The following is a 20,841-nucleotide window of genomic DNA, read 5'->3' on the forward strand; positions in this document are numbered from 1 at the left end:
ATGTTTTAAGTAAGCATGTCATCTGCTGCGCCGCGTCCGACGGCGCCTCACGAAAGCGATCACATGAGAAGAACCATCCGGAGACTGCTGACCGGCGGGGTCGTCGCAGCACTCCTCGCCGGGGCCGCCGTGCCTCCTGCGACCGCAGCACCATCACCCGCACAGATGACGCCCTCGGCGGCCTTCTCGACACCGCTGGTCTTCCGCGAGTCGGCATCGAGCTTCGTCGCCTACACCGCCGGCCCCAACCAGGGGAGCAGATACCGCCAGTGGTTCCGCGCCACGAGGCATGCGACCGCCGACGCCGCCCGAGCCGTGGCCACGACGGCGACGCTCCCCGGGCCGGGCGATCAGCCCGCACCCATCCGGCTCGCGAACGGACGATGCCTGGGGGCGCTCTTCGCGGGCAGCGGCACCAACACGCTCCAAGCGCATTCGGAGGACTGCTCCAGCCCCACCTTCCAGACGAACTGGTCCGTGTCGAGTCGCGGCCTCGTCACCGAGCGCGGACTCGATCAGGCGCTGGGTCACACGCAGTCCGCGGATCCGGGATTCTGGCCCAACTCCGGCCTCCGCCCCGCCCTCGGCGCGGGCCTGCCGCTGGTCGACGCGCGCTTCGATGTGACGCCGCTGACGGCGACCGTCTCGCGGATCGATCACATCGCCCGTTCCGTGGTCATCACCGGTGCGGCGACTCCGCAGGCGACGGTCCGGGTCGGCACGCAGACCACGCCGGTCGGCGCGGCCGGGACCTGGACGATGACGGTCGGCGGCCTCAGCATCGGCGCGAACAGCATCCGCGTCGAGCAGCTCCGGTCGAACGCGGTCGTCGACTCCGTGACCCTCCGGCCGACCATCATCGACGGGGGCACGATCGTGCCGGCGCCGACCTCGCGAGTCGAACTCGTTCGAGGCGCCGACACCGAGGTCCCCTTCATCGTCTCGAACCGGGCCGCGCGCGCGAGCATGACCGGCGTCGTCGAGCTGACGGCCCCCGAGGGCACGACGTTCGCTCCCGGGCAGACGCGCATCGCGGCCGGGGTCAACCGGGCGGGCGAGGGGTCGGCCTGGACGCCCGTGTCCCGTCTCGATCTGACGAACGGCCGCCTCGGCGACGGTGGCCGAACGATGACCTTCGATCTCTCGAGCGGCTCCGGGGCCCTGGCCGCGGGCGAGTACTACCGGTACGGGCTGTCCGTCTCGACCCCCGCCTCCTCGGCTCCCCGTGAGACGAGCATGGGCTACGTCTACCGCGGCGACAGCTCGGCCGGCGACTACCGGGCCGCCGGCAGCACCGCGACGACCGTCGTCGGGGCCGCGGACATCGACACGAGCATCGGCGCGACCACGCCGGGCGGCACCACCGACTGGGGACGCAGCGACGTCCGGGCGACCGAGGTGCAGGGGGCGATGACGCTGACCGCACCCGAGGGCGCCCGCTTCGCCGACGCCGAGGCCCGACGCGCCTCCGACGACACGGCCCGCGACGACTACCGCGTCGACTACTCGACCGATCGACGCACGGTCACGCTCGATGGGCCGACCGACGGCTCCGCGGTCTGGGGCTCCGCACACCAGCACGCCGCGTTCCGCCTGACCCTCGACGCCGACTCCGAGCCCGGGGCCGTGCTGACGGGCGGCGAGGTCGTCGTCAGCGGCGCGGGAGGCGCGACGCTGGCCGAGGGCGCGTTCCAGGTCGCCGTCGACGAGGCCGTGCCCACCCTCACCGCCGAGATCGCCCTCGTCGACGAGGTCACGAGGCCGGCCGCCATCGGCGGACTCGGCGACGACGGGGGCACGGTGACCGTCCGCGAGGGCGACGTCGTGCTCGGCGAGGCGCGGGTCCTCGACGGCCGCTGGTCGCTCGAGATCCCCGTCTCGATCGGACCGGGACGGCACACGCTGACCGCCACGCAGACGGTCGACGGCCGTCCGTTCGGCAGCGTCCAGGCCGAGCTCGACCTCGGCGCGGTCGTCGACGTCGTCGCACCGGCGAACGGCAAGATCGTGCCCGGGCGGACCACCGTCCGGGGCACGGGGGCGCCGCGGGCCGAGGTCACCGTCACGGCGGCCGACGAGACGGTCGAGACGACCGTGACGGCGGACGGCGCCTGGGAGGCGCGGGTCGAGATCCGCCCCGGACACACCGCCGTCCCCGTGACCGCGTCGCAGCACGCCCGCGGCGACATCGTCACCGCCGACACGGCCCAGGTCGTGCCGGACTCCCCCCAGGAGCTCCGCGACGTGGTCATCACCGAGCCGTCGTCGCACTTCTACACGCCGCTCGCCGACACCACGGTCGAGGGGACGGCCACGCCGTACTCGACCGTCGAGATCCGCGCCCAGTGGGGCTTCACGATCGCCACGGTCGAGGCCGACGTCGACGGCCGATGGGCCTTCGACCGCGCCTTCGGACCCTCCGCCCGCTACGAGCTGACGGCCACCCAGACGCTCGTCGACGGTCGGCGCTCGGCCTCGCCCGTCTTCGAGCTGTACGCCGACGGATCGTTCGTTCCCATCGTCGTGACCAGTCACGACGACGGCGGCACCTACGTCCCCGGCAGCGTGACCTTCACCGGTCGAGCGACCCAGGGCGCGTACATCGAGGCGCGCAACCAGTACGACCGTCTGCTGTTCTCGACCCGCGCCTCCCAGGTGGCCGGCGCCTGGACCGCCACGACCGGGCTCGGACCCGTCGCGTCGTACGACATCACGATCACCCAGAAGGCGCCCGACGGCACGACGGGGCAGACCAGGCTGGCCCTGTCGCCCGAGCTGACGTTCGCCGACCTGACCGTCACGAGTCACACCGACGGGCAGACGTACCGGCCGGGGACCGTCGTCTTCAGGGGCGAGGGCACCCCGACCGGCCGGGTCGTCGCGACGAACCAGTTCGGCGCGTCCGTCGGAGAGACGACGATCGGAGCGGACGGCACCTGGTCGTTCGCCCGCGAGCTCGGACCCGACGCGGACTACGAGCTGCTGTTCACGCAGACGTTCCGCCAGTCGCAGGACTCGGTCGCGCTCGGTCTGCGGGCCCCCGTCTGGCAGCCGCTCGCGATGACGAGCCCGTCGATCGGCGACCGCTACACGCCGGGTGAGCCGACGGAGTTCACCGGGACGGCCACGCCGTACTCGACGATCACCGCGACCACGGCCCTCGGCACCCCGCTCTTCACCGTCGAGACCGGCGGCGACGGCGTCTGGCGGAACACCCGGGTCTACGGCCCCGACAACGTGTACCGCATCGACGTCGCCCAGGAGGCGCGCAACGGTCGGACCGACGCGCTCGAGACCTTCGTCTGGGGCCCCGACCTGCCCTGGCGGCCGCTGACGGTCACCAGCCACGCGGACGGCGAGACGTACCGCCCCGGCGAGCTGGTGCTGGGCGGGACGGGGACGCCGGGGGCGGTCGTCGAGATCACGAACCAGTGGGACACCCTGATCGGGCGGCCCACGGTCGAGTCCGACGGCACCTGGGCCCTCCGCCGGTCGTTCGGACCGACGGCGGACTACGTGCTCCGTCTCGTCATGACCAGAGACGGGCAGGAGGACGAGATCGAGCGGTTCGAGCTGCGCGCCCCCGTCTGGACCGAGATCGAGCTCGACCGCCCCGAGCCGGGCGAGGGCTACATCGAGGGCCTGAACTACACGATGACGGGCCGCGCGACGCCGTTCGCGACGATCCGGGCCACGACGGCCCTCGGCGGACAGCTCTTCGAGACGACCGCCGACCGCGACGGTCGCTGGTCGCACACCCGCCGATACGGGCCGACCCACGTCTACGTCATCGATCTGACGCAGGAGAGCCTCAGCGGCCGGACAGGGACCCACCCCCGATTCGAGTTCGCGCCCGACGACGGGACGGAGGCACCGTGACACCCACGACCGCCCGGCAGCGGCAAGCCACCCACACGACGGAGAGAGCGAGACGACCATGACGAGACGCCTCAGCCGCACCCTGGGCACCCTCGCGGTGCTCGCGGCAGCGCTGACGACGACGGGCTGCACGCCCGGCGACGACGACGCCACCAGCGCCCCGACGGCGCCCCCCGAGACCGTCGAGGTCACCGAGACGGTCTACGGCGAGTGCGTCGACGGCGTCGCGACCATCGTCGCCGACGACCTCGACGGGCCGTTCGACCTCGGAGACTGCGCCTCCGTGAGCATCGTGGGAGTCGACGGGAGCATCACGCTCGGCGAGGTCGAGCAGCTCGTGCTCGAAGGGGACCGCAACACCGTCGTCGTGGCCGACGTGGGGCGCGTCGCCTTCGGCGGGAACGGCAACACCGTCGAGCACGGAGGCGACGAGCCCGAGGTCGTCGACGAGGGAGACGACAACACGGTGACCCCGACCGGCTGAGCCCGCGGTCGTCGGAGCCGTCCGTCCTCCCCCGGAGGGGCATCGCGTCGCGATGCCCCTCCGGCATGTCACCGGTGTCGCTTATTCGAACAACATGTGTCATTAATGAGAGTCGTGATCGTTCACCTCGACCGATCGGCGACCAGAAAGACGGATCTCAGATGACACGACTCCCTCTCGCGGGGAGCGCCCTGGCGCTCTCCGCCCTCCTCGTCGGCGGGGTGATGACACCGCCGGCGACCGCGGCGTCACCCGCGCCGAACCCCTTCTCGACCCCGCTCGCGTTCCGGACCGCGGAGGGCGGCTACGTCGCCTACCGCGAGAGTCCGGAGCCCGACGACGACGGCCGGTACTCGTTCCGCGCCACCCGGCACGCCGCCCTCGGCGACGCCCTCACCACGGCGACCCGCGTCGCCCTGCCCGAACCCGGCGAGGCGCCCGCGGCCGTCGGCCTCCCGACGGGAGACGCCTGCCTCGCCGTCGTGCCGACCGACGGCGCACCCACGCTCGTCGCGGCACCCGGGGCGTGCGACGACCCCGCCGCCCTCTGGGCCGTGACCCGAGACGGACTGGTCCGCACCGCCGGCGACACGACCTCCGGTCTCGGCGGCGTCCGGGCCGCCGACCCCACGGTCTGGCCGAACACCGGCCTCCGACCCGCCGTGACCGGCACGGCGTCACCGCTCGCCGACCGCCGCTTCGACCGACGGCCGCTCGACGGCCGGGTCGCGCAGGTGAACGACATCGCCCGCACGGCGGTCATCACCGGCACCGCGACGCCCTACGCGACGATCCGCGTCGGCGGGGTCAGCACGACGGCTCGCGACGACGGCACGTTCCGCCTCACCGCCACGCGTCTCAGCGCGGGGCCCAACAGCCTGCGCCTCGAGCAGCTCGTCGCCGGCGAGGTCTCCGACGGCGTGACCCTCGACGCCGAGGTGGTCGACGGCGGTCGCATCCTCCCGGTGCCCGGCGCGACCGTCGACCTCACCCGCGGCGGCGACACCTCGGTCGGGTTCGGCGTCACGTCGACCGACGCCTTCGACCGCCTCGAGGGCATCGCCGAGATCACCGCGCCCGCGGGGACCCGCCTCGCCTCGGGGCAGCGCACCCTGGCCGGCGAGCGCCGCGCCGACGACGGGACGTGGGTCGCCGACACGAGGCTCGACCTCGTCGACGGGACGATCGCGGCCGACGGACGCCGCGCCTCCTTCGATCTGCACTGGCCCGACGCCGGCGAGCCGCTGCCGGACGGCACCGACGTCCGGTGGTCCGTGGTGCTCAGCACTCCGGCGTCCGCCGGTGCGGCGAGCGGCTCGCTCGGCTTCGGGATCTCGGGGACGGGCACGCCGTCCGACTTCCGAGCCGTCGGCGCGACGACGACCACCATCACCGTGCCGCCCCGCGAGGTCACGGCCACGGTCACCCTCCCCGAGGAGCGCGACCGTCGAGCCGTCGTGTCGGGCACGGGCCACGAGGGTGCGCGCATCGACGTGAGCTCGGGCGGAGCCCCCGTCGGGACGACCGAGGTCGTCGACGAGGCGTGGTCGCTCGAGATCGATCCGGCCATCGGACCGGGTCGCCACGTGCTCGAGGTCGAGCAGTCCATCGACGGCGCCCCCTCCGGCAGCACGAGCACGGAGATCGATCTCGGCCCGGGCGTCGACGTCGTGTCCCCCGCGACCGGCCAGGTCGTGCCCGGTCTCACGACCGTGTCGGGCACCGGGGCGACCGGGGCCGAGGTCAGCGTCGAGGCGGGCGACCGCAGCGGGACCGCGATCGTGGTCGACGGCTCCTGGTCGGTCGACGTCGAGCTCGTTCCGTCGCACGACGAGACCGTCGTCGAGGTCACGCAGCACGCCCGTGGCGACGTCCGGTCGAGCGACCGGGTCCGCGTGGTCGCCGACGCCCTGCAGGACATCGCGCCGGTCGAGGTGACCGGGCCCGCCGACGGCTGGTACCGCGGCGGTGAGACGACGACGCTGACGGGCACGGCGACCCCGTACGCCCGGGTCGTCGTGCGGAACCAGTGGGGCAACGAGGCCGGACGCGCGGTGGCCGACGCGGCCGGCGCCTGGTCGTTCGACCGGTCGTGGGGTCCGACCGCAGCCTACCGGCTGATCGCGACGCAGACGCTCGTCGACGGCCGGACGGGTCGGTCGGCGGAGTTCACGCTCCTGCCCCTCGGCTCGTTCCGCTCGCTCGAGGTCACGAGCCACTCCCCCGTCGACGGCTACGTGCCCGGGTCCACGACGTTCACGGGGCGCGCCACGCCGGGCGCCTGGGTGACGGCGACGAACCAGTGGGACCGACGGCTGTTCTCGACCCGCGCCTCGCAGACCACGGGCGAGTGGAGCGCCTCGGCCGAGCTGGGACCGGTCGCCGACTACGACGTGAGCATCACGCAGACGGCGCCCGACGGCCAGCCCGATCAGGTGCGCCTGCGGCTGACGCCGATCATCGGCTGGATGCCGGCGACCGTGACGAGTCACGTCGACGGGGGCGAGTACGTGCCCGGCCCGGTCACGCTGGGCGGCGCCGGGACCCCTCGCGCGACGATCTCGGTGACGAACCAGTGGGGCGGGTCGATGGGCCGGACGACGGTCGGATCCGACGGCCGCTGGTCGATCCGGCGCGACATGGGCCCCCGGGCCGACTACGCGCTGACCGTCGAGCAGACCCGCGGCTCGGACTCCAACACGATCAGGCTCGTGCTGAAGGCACCCGCCTGGCAGCCGCTGGAGCTGCTGAGCCCCGAGGTCGGCGAGCGCTACACCCCGGGTGAGCGGACCGAGTTCAGAGGGCGGGCGACCCCGTACTCGAGCGTGACGGTGACGACGGATCTCGGGGCGGAGCTGTTCACCGCCGCCGTCGCCGCCGACGGCACGTGGTCGCACACCCGCGCCTACGGGCCGGTGCGCACCTACACGCTGAGCATCGCGCAGGCCGCGACGACCGATCAGGCCGACGCGCTGCGGTTCGTCTGGGCACCCGACATCGCCATGCGACCCGTCGCGGTCACGAGCCACGTCGACGGCGAGACCTACCGCCCCGGTCCGGTCGTCCTGACCGGCACCGGCACCCCCGGTGCGAACATCCGGGTGACGAATCAGTGGGACGTCCCCCTGGGCACGGCCGAGGTCGACGCCGACGGCGGGTGGAGCATCCGCCGCGAGCTCGGACCGCGGAGCGACTACGCGCTCACGGTGCGACAGGAGCGCGGCGGCGAGGTGAACGAGATATCCGTGACCCTCCTCGCCCCCGTCTGGCAGCGCGTCGTGATCGAGTCGCCGGAACCCGGCGAGGGGTACGACCGCGAGGTCGACGCGACGTTCACCGGGCGGGCGACGCCGTTCGCGACGGTCGAGGTGACGGCCGCCTCCGGGGCCCCCATCGCCCAGGCGACGGCCGACCGCGAGGGCGCCTGGTCGTTCAGCCGCCGATTCGGGCCGGAGCACGTCTACACGCTCATCGTCACGCAGAGAGCCGCCGGGCACGCCGACGATGCGCTCGAGCCGTTCCGGTTCGGGCCCGCCGCGGACTGATCCGACGCAGCACCGCGCCCTCCCACCCCTCGGGGTCGGGAGGGCGCGGCGCATCCGCGTCCGAATGGATCGGCGACGGGACGGGCCCGTCGAGCATCGTCACGGGACCGGGGCGCAGACTGGGCCGATGCTCGACGTCACCCTCGCCCGACGCCTCCACGACGCCGGTCTGCGCTGGCATCCCGCCACCGGCGACCGATTCGTCATCGACCGGGGCGAGTTCGTCGGCGACGTCTTCACGATCAGCGAGATGACCATCGAGGCGCACGAGTACCCGACGGGCACGGTGCTGGGGTTCAACGGCACGACGGAATGGGCGCTCGATTCGGTCGCCGCCGACCAGTCGCTCTGGCTGCCTCGCGAGGATCAGCTGCGGGCGCTGCTCGCACGGTCGTTCCGCTCGCTGAGGCGGGTCCCGGTCGCGGCGGACGCGGGCCCTGGCGCGGACGCCGACCCGGATGCCGACGGGGTCGAGTACGAGGTCCGCGTGGCGACCCCCACGGGCGAGCGGGTGCATCGAGCCGCGGACCCCGAGGACGCCTACGCGCACGCCCTCCTCGCGTACATCGACGCGTCGCTGACGCTCTGACGGGCATCGACCCGCCGCCGCCGCGGCCGAGCGATCAGCCCCGGCGGCGGGTCGACACCGTGACCGTGAACTTGGGCGTCCGAACGACCTGGCGGGTGGGCCCCACCGTGCGTTCGAGCGCCGCCCGGTAGGCGAGGTGCGAGTTCCACACGCACCACAGCTCGCCCCCCGGAGCGAGGATGCGCGCGGCGGCGTCGAACAGTTTGTGCGCGATGCCGGCGTGCACGGTCGCCCCGACGTGGAACGGAGGATTGAGCAGCACCACGTCGGCCGACCCGTCGGGCAGCGAGGCTCCCGCATCGTCGCGCCGCACCTCCACCCGGTCGCCCAGGCCGTTGGCGGCGGCCGTCGCCGACGCGGACGAGACGGCGGCCCACGACTGATCGGTGGCGACGACCCGCCAGTCGGGCCGGGCCCGCGCCCAGGCGGTCGCGAGAACGCCCGTGCCGCAGCCCAGGTCGACCGCGAGACCGCCGTCGACCGACCACGACGGAGGCGTCGAGTCGTCGTCGGTCGACGGTCCCCGCCGGAAAGGCCCGTCGTCCAGCGCCGCGAGCAGCGCGCGGGTGCCGATGTCGATGGAGGCGCCGGCGAACGCGGCCCCGTGGGCTACCACGAGCAGGTCGCCGTGGCGCTCGGTGCGAGGCCAGACGGAGGCGCCCGCTCGGATCGGCCCCGACGCCGTGACGACGCGCGACTTCTGCCGGGCCAGCCCGGCGCGCACCTCGGCGAAGTGGCGACCGAGCACGTCGTTCATCGCCGTGCTCATGTGCTTCACGCGGCCGCCGGCGAACACCACGACCTCGGGGTGCGCGTGCCGGGCGACGAGGGCCGCGATCTCGTCGAGGGCGTCGAGCCCGCGCGGCAGCTGCAGCACGACGACGCGGGCCCCCTCGACGAGCGTCGCGTCGAGGGGGTGCGAGACCACGACCGCCGGGGAGCCGAGGCGCGCGGTGTTGGCCTCGAGAGCGAGCTCGCCCGACCGGGAGTCCTGGTGCGACCGGATCGGGTGCGGGCCGACGAGCTCGGCGACGCCCAGCGCGAGGGCCCCGTAGCGGTCGCCGACGACGGCGACCCGATCGGGGTGGCCGACCAGCGCCTCCTCGGCGGTGTCGAGCAGCAGACGATCGGTGGCGTCGTGGGCGACCAGGTCGGGGGCCTCGACGTCGGGCCATCGGCGGAGCCGGTCGAAGTCGATCACCCCGCCACGGTACCGGTGTCGGGACGGTCTCAGCGCAGCGGGCGCCAGACGACGAGCGAGGTCTGCCGGGCCGGCCGGGTGCCGTGACGCAGGGGGACGACGCCGCTCTCGCCGGCGGCGAACACCCGGCTGCCGGGGCGGTTGACGAGCTCGTCGGCCAGGGCCCGCTCGAGCTCGCGCACCCGCGAGTTGAGGGCGGTCACCTGGTTCTCGAGTTCGAGGATGCGACGGATGCCCTCGAGCGAGACGCCCTCGCCGCCGAGCCGCGCGATCTCGCGGAGCTGCACGACGTCGCGCATCGAGTACCGACGCGACTTGCCCGCCGTGCGCTGCGGCACGACCAGCCCGAGCCGGTCGTACTGCCGCAGCGTCTGCGCGTGCATGCCGGCCAGCTCGGCGGCCGTGGCGATCGCGAAGATCGGCGACGTCTCGTCCAGGGGCCAGCTCGTCGCGGGATCCGTCGGGTCGTTCATCGTCACCTCCGGTTCGTCGAGCGGGATCGTGGGTCGGTCGGATGGGGCCGGGCGGTCAGGCCCGGGCTCTGGCGATCAGGTCGTCGCGCGGGTTCTCGGACGGCAGCGCCGCCGCGAGCGCCTCGACGGCCTCACGGGCCTTGTCGTTCAGGTGCGCCGGGACGGCCACCTGGACGGTCGCGAGCAGATCGCCCGTGCCCGCCTTGGTCGGCACGCCGCGACCCTTGACGCGCAGCACGCGACCGCTCGGCGTCCCGGGCGCGACGCGGAGTCGCACGGGCTCGCCACCGAGGGTGGGCACCTCGATCGTGGCACCGAGGGCGGCCTCGGCGAACGTGACGGGCACGTCGACGCGGAGGTTCGGCCCGTCGAGCTCGAACACCGGGTGCTTGCGGACGGCGATCGTGAGCACGAGGTCGCCCGCCTCGCCGCCGTCGGGGCTCGGCTCGCCGCGGCCGCGCAGACGGATCTTCTGCCCGTCGTGCACCCCCGCGGGGATCCGGACCTTCATCGGCTTGCCGTTCGACGCCTGCAGCGAGATGGTCTCGCCGACGATGGCGGTCTGGAAGTCGAGCGTCGTCGTGGCCGTCATGTCGCGGCCCTTCTGCGGACCGCCGAAGCCCCGGTAGCCGCCGCTGGTCTGACCGAAGCCGCCGCCGCCCCCGCCGAACATGCCGCTGAAGATGTCGTCGAAGCCGCCGCCACCGCCGGACTGCCGGTACTGCGTGCGCTGACCGCCGCCCTGACCGAACATGTTGCCGAAGACGTCCTCGAAGCCGCCGCCACCGCCTCCGGGGCCGCCGCTGCCCGCGGTGAAGCGCGCACCGCCGCCCATGGCCCGCACCTGGTCGTACTCTTTGCGCTGCTCGGGATCGGAGAGCACCGAGTGCGCCTCGCTGACCTCCTTGAACTTCGCCTCGCTGGCTGCGTCGCCCGGGTTGGAGTCGGGGTGGTACTTGCGAGCGAGCTTGCGGTACACCTTCTTCAACTCGGCGGGGGTGACGTCTTTGGAGACACCGAGGACGGCGTAGAAGTCCTTGTCGAACCAGTCCTGACTCGCCATGCGGCACCTCCTTCCATGAATTCAGGCCACCCGTCGACGGGGGCCGGGGAGAATGGGGGAGGCGGTGGGCGCCTTCTCGAGGCGCCCACCGCCGGTCGCGACTCGCGTCGCGGGGTGGTTCTACTGCGGTGCGTGCACCGCGACCTTGGCGGCCCGGATGACCCGGTCGCCGATCTTGTAGCCGGGCTCGATCACGTCGGCGACCGTGTTCACGGTCACGTCGGGGCTCGGCAGCTGCACGAGGGCGTCGTGCATGGTCGGGTCGAAGACGTCGCCCTTCGCGCCGATCTGCACGAGCCCGAACTTGTCGAGACCCCCGCGGATCTTCTGCGCGATGACGGTCATCGGGCCCTCGGCGAGGTCGCCGTGCTGCTCGGCGCGGACGAGGTCGTCGAGCGCGGGGAGGAGCGACCGGACGACCTCGGCCACGACGGCCTCGCGGTTCGCCTCGCGGTCGCGCTCGACGCGACGTCGGAAGTTCACCAGCTCGGCCTGAGCGCGCAGCATGTCCTGTCGCATGTCGGCGACGAGATCGCGGCTCGCCTCGTCGAGGATCGCCTCGTCTTCGGCGCTCATCTCGGCCGCCGCCTCGGCGGCCCCTGCGGGCGCCTCGGCGTCGCTCGCGACCTCGACGTCGGGCGCCTCGGCGGACGGGAGGTCGTCGACCCCGTCGACCGCTGCGGTGCCGCCGTCCTCCGACGGCACGTCGGCGCTCGACTCGGACCGGACCTCGCCGGTCTCGGGGTCGAGGCGACGCTTGTCGCGCACGACCGGCTCGGGCTGATCGTCGTTCTCGGGACGGTTCTGCTCGTCAGTCATGCGGACCTCTACTTCTTGTCGTTGTCGTCGTCGTCCACGACCTCGGCGTCGACGATGTCCTCGTCGTCGCCGTCGGCCGGGGCGTCGGTCGCCGCACCGTCGGCGCCGGCCGCACCCGCGGCGCCGGCCTGGTCGGCCTGACCCTGCGAGTAGATGGCCTGGCCGAGCTTCGACTGGCTCTCGTTGAGCTTGTCGAAGGCGGGCTTGATCGCGGACTCGTCGTCACCGGCGAGGGCCGACTTCAGCGCGTCGACGTCGCCCTGGACCTCGGACTTGACGTCTTCCGGCAGCTTGTCGTCGTTGTCCTTGATCAGCTTCTCGATCGAGTAGACGAGCTGCTCGGCGTTGTTGCGGGTCTCGTTGGCCTCGCGACGCGCCTTGTCTTCGGCGGCGTGCTCCTCCGCCTCGCGGACCATGCGCTCGATGTCGTCCTTCGACAGCGACGAGCCGCCGGAGATGACCATCGACTGCTCGGTGCCGGTGCCCTTGTCTTTCGCCGACACGTGCACGATGCCGTTGGCGTCGATGTCGAACGTGACCTCGATCTGGGGCACGCCGCGCGGGGCGGGGGCGATGCCGGTCAGCTCGAAGGTGCCGAGGTTCTTGTTGTCGCGGGTGAACTCGCGCTCGCCCTGGAACACCTGGATCGCGACGGACGGCTGGTTGTCGTCGGCCGTCGTGAAGGTCTCGCTGCGCTTGGTCGGGATGGCCGTGTTGCGCTCGATGAGCTTGGTCATCGCGCCGCCCTTGGTCTCGATGCCGAGGCTCAGGGGGGTGACGTCGATCAGCAGGACGTCCTTGCGCTCGCCCTTCAGCACGCCGGCCTGGAGGGCGGCGCCGACGGCGACGACCTCGTCCGGGTTGACGCCCTTGTTGGGCTCGCGACCGCCGGTCAGCTGCTTGACGACCTCGGTGACCGCGGGCATGCGGGTCGATCCGCCGACGAGCACGACGTGCGAGATGTCGCCGACCTTGACGCCGGCCTCTTTGATCACGTCGTTGAAGGGCTTCTTGGTGCGGTCGAGCAGGTCGCTCGTCCACTGCTCGAACTGCGAGCGCGAGATCGTCTCGTCGAGGTTGAGCGGGCCGTCGGCCGTCAGCGTGAGGTAGGGCAGCTGGATGCTGGTCGAGGTGCTCGACGACAGCTCCTTCTTGGCCTGCTCGGCGGCCTCCTTGAGGCGCTGCTTCGCGATCTTGTCGGTCGAGAGGTCGACGCCGTTGTTGTCCTTGAACTTCTTGATCAGGTGCTCGACGATGCGGTTGTCCCAGTCGTCGCCGCCGAGGCGGTTGTCGCCCGAGGTGCTGCGCACCTGGATCGTCGAGAAGTCGTCGTCTTTGCCCACTTCGAGCAGCGAGACGTCGAAGGTGCCGCCACCGAGGTCGAAGACCAGGATGAGCTCGTCCTCCTTGCCCTTGTCGAGGCCGTAGGCGAGGGCCGCGGCGGTGGGCTCGTTGATGATGCGGAGCACGTTCAGACCGGCGATCTCGCCGGCCTCCTTCGTGGCCTGACGCTCGGAGTCGTTGAAGTACGCGGGCACGGTCACGACCGCGTCGGTGACCTCTTCGCCGAGGTACTGCTCGGCGTCGCGCTTCAGCTTCGCGAGGATGCGCGCGCTGATCTCCTGAGGGGTGTACTTCTTGTCGTCGATCTCGACCTTCCAGTCGGTGCCGACGTGACGCTTGACCGACGCGATGGTGCGGTCGACGTTGGTGACGGCCTGGCGCTTGGCGGTCTCGCCGACCAGCACCTCGCCGTCCTTCGTGAAGGCGACCACCGAGGGGGTGGTGCGGAGGCCCTCGGCGTTCGCGATGACGGTGGGCTCGCCGCCCTCGAGGACGCTGACGACCGAGTTGGTGGTTCCGAGGTCGATTCCTACTGCACGTGCCATGTGCTGTTTCTCCTTCGTGGTGCGCTGTTGCGGAAAGTCGTGGGGCCGGCCTTGAGTCGGCCAGGCTCAACTTTACTCACGACGTCGCCGAGGTCAAGCTGTGAACCTGAAAGTTGAGCCAGAAAGACTCAAGTCTCGAACTGGGGTCGACCCCTCAGGAGGCGCGGGTCGAGCAGGACACCCCCGGCCACTAGGTTGACCCCCATGACCGCAGCGCAGACGCTCGCCGACACCACCCCGATCCCGCGACGACGGGTCGTCTCGTGGGCGCTGTGGGACTGGGGCTCGGCCGCGTTCAACGCGGTCGTCACGTCGTTCGTCTTCAGCACCTATCTCGCGAGCGGCGCGTTCGTCGACCCTGCCGTCGTCACGGCGGGCGGAGACGCGCTGGTGGCGGCCAAGGCGGACAACGCGACCGTCATCTCGACGGCCCTGACGATCGCCGGGCTCCTCATCGCGCTGCTCGCGCCCGTGCTCGGCCAGCGCAGCGACGGCTCCGGTCGCCGCAGGCTGTGGCTCGCGATCAACACCGGCCTCGTGGTGCTCGCGATGGCCGCCATGGTCTTCGTCGCCCCCGCGCCCGGCTACCTCGTGTTCGGCGCCGCCCTGCTGGCCGTCGGCAACATCTTCTTCGAGTTCGCCAGCGTCAGCTACAACGCCATGCTCGTGCAGGTGTCGACCCCGAAGACCATCGGCAAGGTGTCGGGCTTCGGCTGGGGACTCGGCTACGTCGGCGGCATCGTGCTGCTCCTGCTGCTGCTCGTGGCCTTCCTGCAGAGCTTCGGCGTCGAGGGGCGAGGCGGACTGCTGGCCGTCCCGACCGGGACCGAGGGAGGCGCGTGGGACGTCCGCTGGGCCATCGTCGTCTCCGCCGTCTGGTTCGCCGTGTTCGCGGTGCCGGTGCTGCTCGCCGTGCCCGAGCTGCCCGCCACCGCCGCACGCGCCCGGGTGGGGCTGTGGCGTTCGTACCGCCTCCTCGGCTCCACGATCGCGAAGCTGTGGCGCACGAACCGGCAGGTGCTGATGTTCCTGCTGGCCAGCGCGGTGTTCCGCGACGGCCTGGCCGCCGTGTTCACCTTCGGGGCGATCATCGCGGCCCAGGTGTTCGGCTTCACGCCGAGCATGGTCATCTACTTCGCCGTCGGCGCGAACCTCGTCGCCGGCATCGGCACCTTCGTCGGGGGCTGGCTCGACGACCGGCTGGGGGCGAAGGCGATCATCGTCGGATCGCTCGTCGGCCTCGTCGTCGCCGCCTTCGCCGTGCTCGCCATCGGCACCTCGACGAACCTGTTCTGGGTCTTCGGGCTCGCGCTCGCCCTGTTCGTCGGGCCGATCCAGTCGGCGAGCAGGTCGTTCCTCGCCCGGGTCACTCCGCCCGGGCGCGAGGGTGAGATCTTCGGGCTCTACGCGACGACGGGGCGGGCGGTCAGCTTCCTCGCGCCGGGGCTCTTCACGCTGTTCGTCACGGCGACGAACGACACGCGCTACGGCATCATCGGCATCGCGCTCGTGCTGCTCGCCGGTCTGCTGCTGATGCTGCCGGTGAAGGGCGTCCAGCGGTCCATCGACTGAGCCCTGGTCACGGTGGGTGCCACTCGAATGTAATATACGAGTGGGCCGCCCCGATCGGTCTTCCCTGCACCTCATCCGAGAGAAGACATGAAGAAGATCACCACCGGGCTGGCCGTCGCCGGCCTCGCCGCACTCACCCTGGGCACGGCCTCGCCCGTCGCCGCAGAGCCGGGCGGGGCAGCCGCGGCTACGACCGAGTCGTCCTCCCCCGCATCGCCGGCCGCCGCCTCGGCGGCGGACTCCGCGCCCCGCATCGCATTCATCGAGCACACCAGCGGCGACAAGCTGTCCGTCGCCGGGCTGGCCCCGGGCGCGTCACTGGCGGGCATCCGCGTCCACGGAGGCGCCAGCCACGGCACCAGCGTGTGGGACGACCGCTTCGCGACGCTCCTCGACGCCGCCGATCTGGGCAAGACGGCCACGCTGGTCTCGTACGCCCCCGGGGGCCGGGTCGAGGTCGACTTCGTCATCGAGCCCCAGCACGCCGAGGGCGAGGGCGAGCCGCCCGCGACGCCCGTCGTTCACGCCGTCAGCCAGTACGACGACGACCACCTCGTGATCGAGGGCACGGTCGCGCACCGGCCCGGTCTGTTCTCGAAGACCGAGGTGTGGGCCGCCCGATCGGGCATGTCGTGGGACTTCCCGTCCGAGAACGGCTCGTTCTCGCTCAAGGTGCCCGCCTCGCGCGCCGGCGAGATGATCGACGTCACGGCCTACTACCGGGGTCAGGCGAGCGAGACGACCCGGGTCGAGCTCGTGCCCACCGAAACGAACACCGCCTCGGACGTCCACCCGCTCGAGGTCGAGTCGCCTACGGCGGGCGACGTGCTCGTGGCCCCCGAGGCGACCTTCGCCGGGACGGGCATCCCGAACTCGCAGATCGTCGTGACCCGCGACGAGAAGACGAACCGCACCTCCTCGACGCTGTGCGAGACCCGCGTCACGTCGCTGGGCGACTGGAGCTGCACGTCGCCGAGCCTGCCTGCCGGGAGCTACGACACCGTCGTCACCGAGACACCGACCTGGGCCACGGCCCCGAAGCAGACCGCGGGAGCGGCGTTCTCCGTCGCCGACACCGCGCCCGATCCCGGCGCCTCGAACACCGGCGGCCCCGCGACCCCGATCCTGTCGTCGGTGACCGAGGAGGCCGACGGCAGCCTGACCGTCCGTGCCATCGTCACCGGGGCCGGTCAGGCCCGGATCGACGTGGGCGACCACAGCGAGACGCTGACCCGCGGGCAGCACGGCCGGTTCCCGTTCGTGCTCGACGGCTCGCTGGCCGGGCGGACCGCGACCATCACGGGCGTGTCGCGCGACGGCGACGGCCCGTCCACCGAGATCGATCTCACCCCGAGTGAGGCTCCCGCCGGGTCGCCGCTCGCGGCCCCGCAGGTGCACGGCGTGACGCAGCCCCTCGGCGAGCACTTCTATCTCCAGGGCACCACGTCGTACTTCGACGACGAGTACTTCGTGCCGTCGGTCATCGTCCAGGTGGACGGCGAGTTCGTGAACGCGACCCAGGCCACCTGGAACGGCGCGTACATCGTCCGAGTCCCGGCCGACTACGCCGGGCAGGACATCGACCTGATCACCGTCCGCAACGCCGAGACGTCGGAGGCCACCACGATCGCCCTCGAGACCACCGAGCAGAACACGGCCGCCGAGACGTTCCCCCTCGAGGTCACCTCGCCCGCCGAGGGCGAGAGCATCGCCCCCGACACCGCATCCGTGGCCGGCCAGGGGATCCCGGGCTCGAGCATCTCGATCGAGTCGTCGGCCGCCGCCGACGACGCGCCGCTGACGACGAGCGTGCTCGGGGACGGCAGCTGGAGCGTGCCCCTCACGGCGCCCCTGTCCACCGGCGATCACGACATGACGGTCACCGAGACGCCGTACTGGCCGGGCGTGCCCGCCATCGTGTCGGCCCGGTCGTTCACGGTCGCCGACGACTCCGAAGGCGGTGACGGTGGAGAGTCCGATGAGCGCACGGTCTCCGTCACGTCGCCCGTCGACGGCAGCACCTTCGCCGCCGGCAGCGTCGTCACCTTCACCGGCACCGCCACCCCGGACGCCGACATCGCCGTGCACCTCGGCTACGGCCTCGCCCCCGTCACCGGCGAAGCCGACGCCGCCGGCGACTGGACCGTGTCGCGCTGGCTCGGCAACGCGCCCTACACGGCGACCGTGACCCAGTCGAAGGACGGCCGACAGATCGGCGGCGCACACACCGGACCGACCATCACCCCCGCCACCACCGCCCCGATCGWCGTCACCGCACCGGCCGCCGACAGCACCTTCACCGCCGGCAGCGTCGTCACCTTCACCGGCACCGCCACCCCGGACGCCGACATCGCCGTGCACCTCGGCTACGGCCTCGCCCCCGTCACCGGCACCGCGAACGCCTCGGGTGTCTGGACGGTGTCGCGCTGGCTCGGCAACGCGCCCTACACCGCGACCGTCGTGCAGTCGAAAGACGGCAAGCAGATCGGCGCCGCCCACACCGGACCTCGCATCACCCCCGCGAGCTGACCCGGACACGCCGCCGAGGACCGACCCCGACCGGTCCGAGACGCACCGAGCCCCGGGGCGAGCGACCCGCTCGCCCCGGGGCTCCGTCGTCCCCCCTCCGGACGATGACGACGTCGGGGGTCCGCCCTAGGCTGACGACGTGAGCGACTTCGACGACGACTACGACATCCGCACCTTCGCGGCCGCCCTCTCCCCCGAGTCCACGGACGACCGGCCGCGGGCCGACGACGAGACGGCGGCGTGGATCCGCGCCGAGGCCCTGGGCTTCCACGAGGCCGCCCCCGACGACGACGCGGTCGGTCGCACCGCCCGGCGACTCGTCGCCGACGGTCGCGTCGAGACCGGCGTGCACCCGCGCGACCCGCGCGAGGGCGCACTCGACGGCGACGGGCTGCCGGTGGCGACCTTCGAGTCATTCGTCGAGTCGCTGAACGTCGGCGGGGGCCGGCTGATCGACGCCCATCTGATCTCGGGCGTCACGGTGCAGCCCACCCATCGTCGCCGCGGCATCCTGCGACGCATGATGACCGACGATCTCGCACGCGCGAAGTCCGCGGGGCTGGCGGTCGCCGCGCTGACGGCCAGCGAGGGCTCCATCTACCGCCGGTTCGGCTTCGGGGTGGGCGTGCGCGAACGCACCATCGAGGTCGACCCGCGCCGCGCCTCCGGCCTGCTCGGTGACCCCGAGGGCGGTGTCGAGCTCGTGTCGCGCGATGCGCTGATCGGCCTCGCCCCCGACGTCTTCGCACGCTTCCACGCCCGCACGCCCGGCTCGATCGACCGGCACGAGGGCGCCTGGAACCGCCTGCTCGGCCGCGAACGACCCGACGGCACGCCCGACCCCGCCGTGCGCGGCGCCGTGCACCGCGACTCCGCCGGCACGATCGACGGCTACGTCGCGTACCGGCTCGAGGGCGAGAACGAGACTCACACGCTCGTGGTGCTCGACCTCGTGGCCGCCACCGACGACGCCTACCTGGGGCTCTGGCAGCTGCTGCTGTCGGTCGACCTCGTGACCGGCGTCCGGTTCGCCGGCGCCTCGCAGAGCGATCCGATCGGGCACGCGCTGGTGAACGGCCGCGCCCTGCGGGTGACGCACGACGAGGACCACGTGTGGTTCCGCATCCTCGACACCGTCGCGGCGCTGCAGGCGCGACCGTGGGCCGCCGACGGCGTCGTCACGATCGCGGTCGGCGACTCTCTCGGGCACGCCGCCGGCACGTTCCGCGTGACGAGCGAGGGCGGCAGCGCGACGGTCAAGCGCGCCGCCGTGCGCCGGGCCGACATCGAGCTCGACGTGGCGACGCTCGGCTCGCTCTGGCTCGGCGGCGTCGACCCGGTCACGCTCGCCGCGGCCGGTCTCGTGCGCGAGCGCCGCAAGGGCGCGGTGCAGACGGTGCGGGCCATGATCGCCGCCGACCGGCCGGTGCACAGCATCACGCACTTCTAGCCGCGGCGCGGGGACGACGAGCAGACGCAGGAGGCGCGGGTCGGGTGACCCGCGCCTCCTGCGCTCCGGGATGGGGCACGGCGCCGCCGCGGCACGCGACGACGCCGCGGTCTCAGTGGGCCGAGTCGCGCTCGAGGCCGTTGGCCCGCGCCACCCCGCCGTACCAGCGGGCGCTCGGCTTCGGGGTGCGCTCGAAGGTGTCGCGATCCCAGCCGATCAGGCCGAAGGTGGGGCGGAACCCGCTGGCCCACTCGTAGTTGTCAAGGGCGCTCCAGTGCTGGTAGCCGAGCACCTCGATGCCCTCGTCGATGGTGTCGTGGATGTGCTCGAGCGCACCCTGCGTGTACGCGATGCGGCGGGTGTCGTCGGCGGTCGCGATGCCGTTCTCGGTGACCATGACGGGCACGTGGCCCGAGAGCTCCCACGCGCTGCGGATGCCCTCGGCGGCGGCGGGCGGGTGGAACTCCCACCCGGTCAGGGTGGTCTCGAGCCCCTCGGCGACCGGTCTCGGACCCTCGGGGCCGACGAACGTCTGCGTGTAGGCCTGGACCCCGACGAAGTCGTCGCCGGCGGCCATCTCGCTGTACCAGTCGTCGCGGACGTAGCCGTACTCGCGGGTCATCTCGGCGGCGCCCGGCTCGTCGACGGCCTTGAACGCCTGGGTCGCGACCGTCCAGCCGGACTTGAGGCCGTCCACCTGCGACAGCACCTCGCGGCTGCGCTTGTGCGAGGCGAGCAGCGCGTCGGCCACCTCGAGATCGGGGTTCGGCAGACCGTACGCGACCAGGTTCGAGGCGTCCTCGCCGCCGGCGAGCATCGCGGCGATGTTCGGCTCGTTGATCGTGCAGACGTACTCGACGCCCTCGGCGACCACGGGCAGGGCGAGCTCGGTGTAGCGCGCGAACAGATCGGCGGCGTCGGGGGCGCGCCAGAAGCCGTCGCGCTCGAACCAGCGCGGCACCGTGAAGTGCATCAGCGTGACGATCGGCTCGATGCCGAACTCGTGGCAGGTCTCGACCATGCGGCGGTAGTGCGCGATCTGCGCCTTGCTGACGACGCCGCGCTCCGGCTCGATGCGGGCCCACTCGATGCTGAACCGGTAGCTGTTCAGCCCCAGCTCGGCGAGCAGCCGGATGTCGTCGCGGAACCGGTTGTAGCTGTCGGCGGCGTCGCCGCTCGGCTCGACGATGGTCGTGCCGGGCGCGTGCTCGTGCACCCACCAGTTCGAGTTGACGTTGTTGCCCTCGATCTGGTGGGCGGCGGTGGCGGCGCCCCAGAGGAATCCGTCGGGGAAGGTGAGCACGAGGTGCTCCTTTCGGTGGTCGTGCGGCGGTGCGGGTCGGGAGGC

Annotated in this window: 13 protein-coding genes; 7 read left to right on the forward strand and 6 right to left on the reverse strand. The window is 72.5% G+C overall.

All coding sequences use genetic code 11. The features are described 5' to 3' along the window. The first annotated feature begins 63 nt into the window (after positions 1–63). The 4 genes from ASF89_RS13315 to ASF89_RS13330 all read left to right on the forward strand — a co-directional run bounded on the left by ASF89_RS13315 (position 64) and on the right by ASF89_RS13330 (position 8,497). A complete protein-coding gene (locus ASF89_RS13315) occupies positions 64–3,879 on the forward strand; it encodes a hypothetical protein (RefSeq protein WP_156463431.1) in 3,816 nt (1,271 codons plus the stop codon). A 58-nt stretch (positions 3,880–3,937) separates the two neighbouring features. After that, complete coding sequence (locus tag ASF89_RS13320) at positions 3,938–4,363, forward strand: DUF3060 domain-containing protein (RefSeq protein WP_055815728.1); 426 nt, start codon at positions 3,938–3,940, stop codon at positions 4,361–4,363. Between the two features lie 161 nt (positions 4,364–4,524). Then, complete coding sequence (locus tag ASF89_RS13325; RefSeq protein ID WP_055815731.1) at positions 4,525–7,908, forward strand: Ig-like domain-containing protein; 3,384 nt, start codon at positions 4,525–4,527, stop codon at positions 7,906–7,908. 127 nt (positions 7,909–8,035) lie between these two features. Continuing rightward, the gene (locus ASF89_RS13330) at positions 8,036–8,497 is read left to right on the forward strand and encodes a hypothetical protein (RefSeq protein WP_055815734.1); all 462 of its coding nucleotides are present in this window, start codon (positions 8,036–8,038) and stop codon (positions 8,495–8,497) included. 34 nt (positions 8,498–8,531) lie between these two features. On the opposite strand, the gene ASF89_RS13335 is transcribed toward ASF89_RS13330, so the two are convergent. From ASF89_RS13335 to dnaK, 5 genes are all read right to left on the reverse strand, one after another. Further along, positions 8,532–9,698 (reverse strand): class I SAM-dependent methyltransferase, encoded by a 1,167-nt coding sequence (locus ASF89_RS13335; protein ID WP_055815737.1) that lies wholly within the window; start codon positions 9,696–9,698, stop codon positions 8,532–8,534. 29 nt (positions 9,699–9,727) lie between these two features. Then, positions 9,728–10,171 carry a heat shock protein transcriptional repressor HspR gene (locus tag ASF89_RS13340; protein WP_200913500.1) on the reverse strand — a complete coding sequence of 148 codons (444 nt, stop codon included), beginning with the start codon at positions 10,169–10,171 and terminating at the stop codon, positions 9,728–9,730. A gap of 55 nt (positions 10,172–10,226) precedes the next feature. Next, entirely contained in the window at positions 10,227–11,234 is a 1,008-nt protein-coding gene (locus tag ASF89_RS13345) for a DnaJ C-terminal domain-containing protein (RefSeq protein WP_055815740.1), read from the reverse strand. A gap of 120 nt (positions 11,235–11,354) precedes the next feature. Beyond that, positions 11,355–12,053: a nucleotide exchange factor GrpE gene (locus tag ASF89_RS13350; protein ID WP_235484134.1), complete on the reverse strand. Its 699-nt coding sequence runs from the start codon at positions 12,051–12,053 to the stop codon at positions 11,355–11,357. Between the two features lie 8 nt (positions 12,054–12,061). Next, the gene (gene dnaK, locus ASF89_RS13355; RefSeq protein ID WP_055815743.1) at positions 12,062–13,942 is read right to left on the reverse strand and encodes a molecular chaperone DnaK; all 1,881 of its coding nucleotides are present in this window, start codon (positions 13,940–13,942) and stop codon (positions 12,062–12,064) included. Between the two features lie 204 nt (positions 13,943–14,146). On the opposite strand from dnaK, the gene ASF89_RS13360 reads away from it, so the two are divergent. From ASF89_RS13360 to ASF89_RS13370, 3 genes are all read left to right on the forward strand, one after another. Further along, a complete protein-coding gene (locus ASF89_RS13360; protein ID WP_055815747.1) occupies positions 14,147–15,514 on the forward strand; it encodes an MFS transporter in 1,368 nt (455 codons plus the stop codon). 87 nt (positions 15,515–15,601) lie between these two features. Continuing rightward, on the forward strand, positions 15,602–18,043 hold the full coding sequence (locus ASF89_RS13365) for a hypothetical protein (RefSeq protein ID WP_055815750.1): 2,442 nt from the start codon (positions 15,602–15,604) through the stop codon (positions 18,041–18,043). A 139-nt stretch (positions 18,044–18,182) separates the two neighbouring features. Further along, a complete protein-coding gene (locus ASF89_RS13370) occupies positions 18,183–19,493 on the forward strand; it encodes a GNAT family N-acetyltransferase (protein ID WP_055815754.1) in 1,311 nt (436 codons plus the stop codon). A 112-nt stretch (positions 19,494–19,605) separates the two neighbouring features. Here ASF89_RS13370 and ASF89_RS13375 read toward each other — a convergent pair whose 3' ends face one another. After that, positions 19,606–20,796 carry a glycoside hydrolase family 1 protein gene (locus ASF89_RS13375; RefSeq protein ID WP_055801037.1) on the reverse strand — a complete coding sequence of 397 codons (1,191 nt, stop codon included), beginning with the start codon at positions 20,794–20,796 and terminating at the stop codon, positions 19,606–19,608. Between the last annotated feature and the right edge of the window lie 45 nt (positions 20,797–20,841).

It is taken from the genome of Frigoribacterium sp. Leaf172 (assembly GCF_001424285.1).
In the GTDB taxonomy this organism is placed as follows: domain Bacteria; phylum Actinomycetota; class Actinomycetes; order Actinomycetales; family Microbacteriaceae; genus Frigoribacterium.

Bases quoted from the DNA above. Each gene is read 5' to 3' on its own strand.
- ASF89_RS13315 (WP_156463431.1), top strand. From the start codon at position 64: ATGAGAAGAACCATCCGGAGACTGCTGACCGGCGGGGTCGTCGCAGCA.
- ASF89_RS13345 (WP_055815740.1), bottom strand. From the start codon at position 11,234: ATGGCGAGTCAGGACTGGTTCGACAAGGACTTCTACGCCGTCCTCGGT.
- ASF89_RS13325 (WP_055815731.1), top strand. From the start codon at position 4,525: ATGACACGACTCCCTCTCGCGGGGAGCGCCCTGGCGCTCTCCGCCCTC.
- ASF89_RS13320 (WP_055815728.1), top strand. From the start codon at position 3,938: ATGACGAGACGCCTCAGCCGCACCCTGGGCACCCTCGCGGTGCTCGCG.
- ASF89_RS13340 (WP_200913500.1), bottom strand. From the start codon at position 10,171: ATGAACGACCCGACGGATCCCGCGACGAGCTGGCCCCTGGACGAGACG.
- ASF89_RS13330 (WP_055815734.1), top strand. From the start codon at position 8,036: ATGCTCGACGTCACCCTCGCCCGACGCCTCCACGACGCCGGTCTGCGC.
- ASF89_RS13360 (WP_055815747.1), top strand. From the start codon at position 14,147: ATGACCGCAGCGCAGACGCTCGCCGACACCACCCCGATCCCGCGACGA.
- ASF89_RS13350 (WP_235484134.1), bottom strand. From the start codon at position 12,053: ATGACTGACGAGCAGAACCGTCCCGAGAACGACGATCAGCCCGAGCCG.
- dnaK (WP_055815743.1), bottom strand. From the start codon at position 13,942: ATGGCACGTGCAGTAGGAATCGACCTCGGAACCACCAACTCGGTCGTC.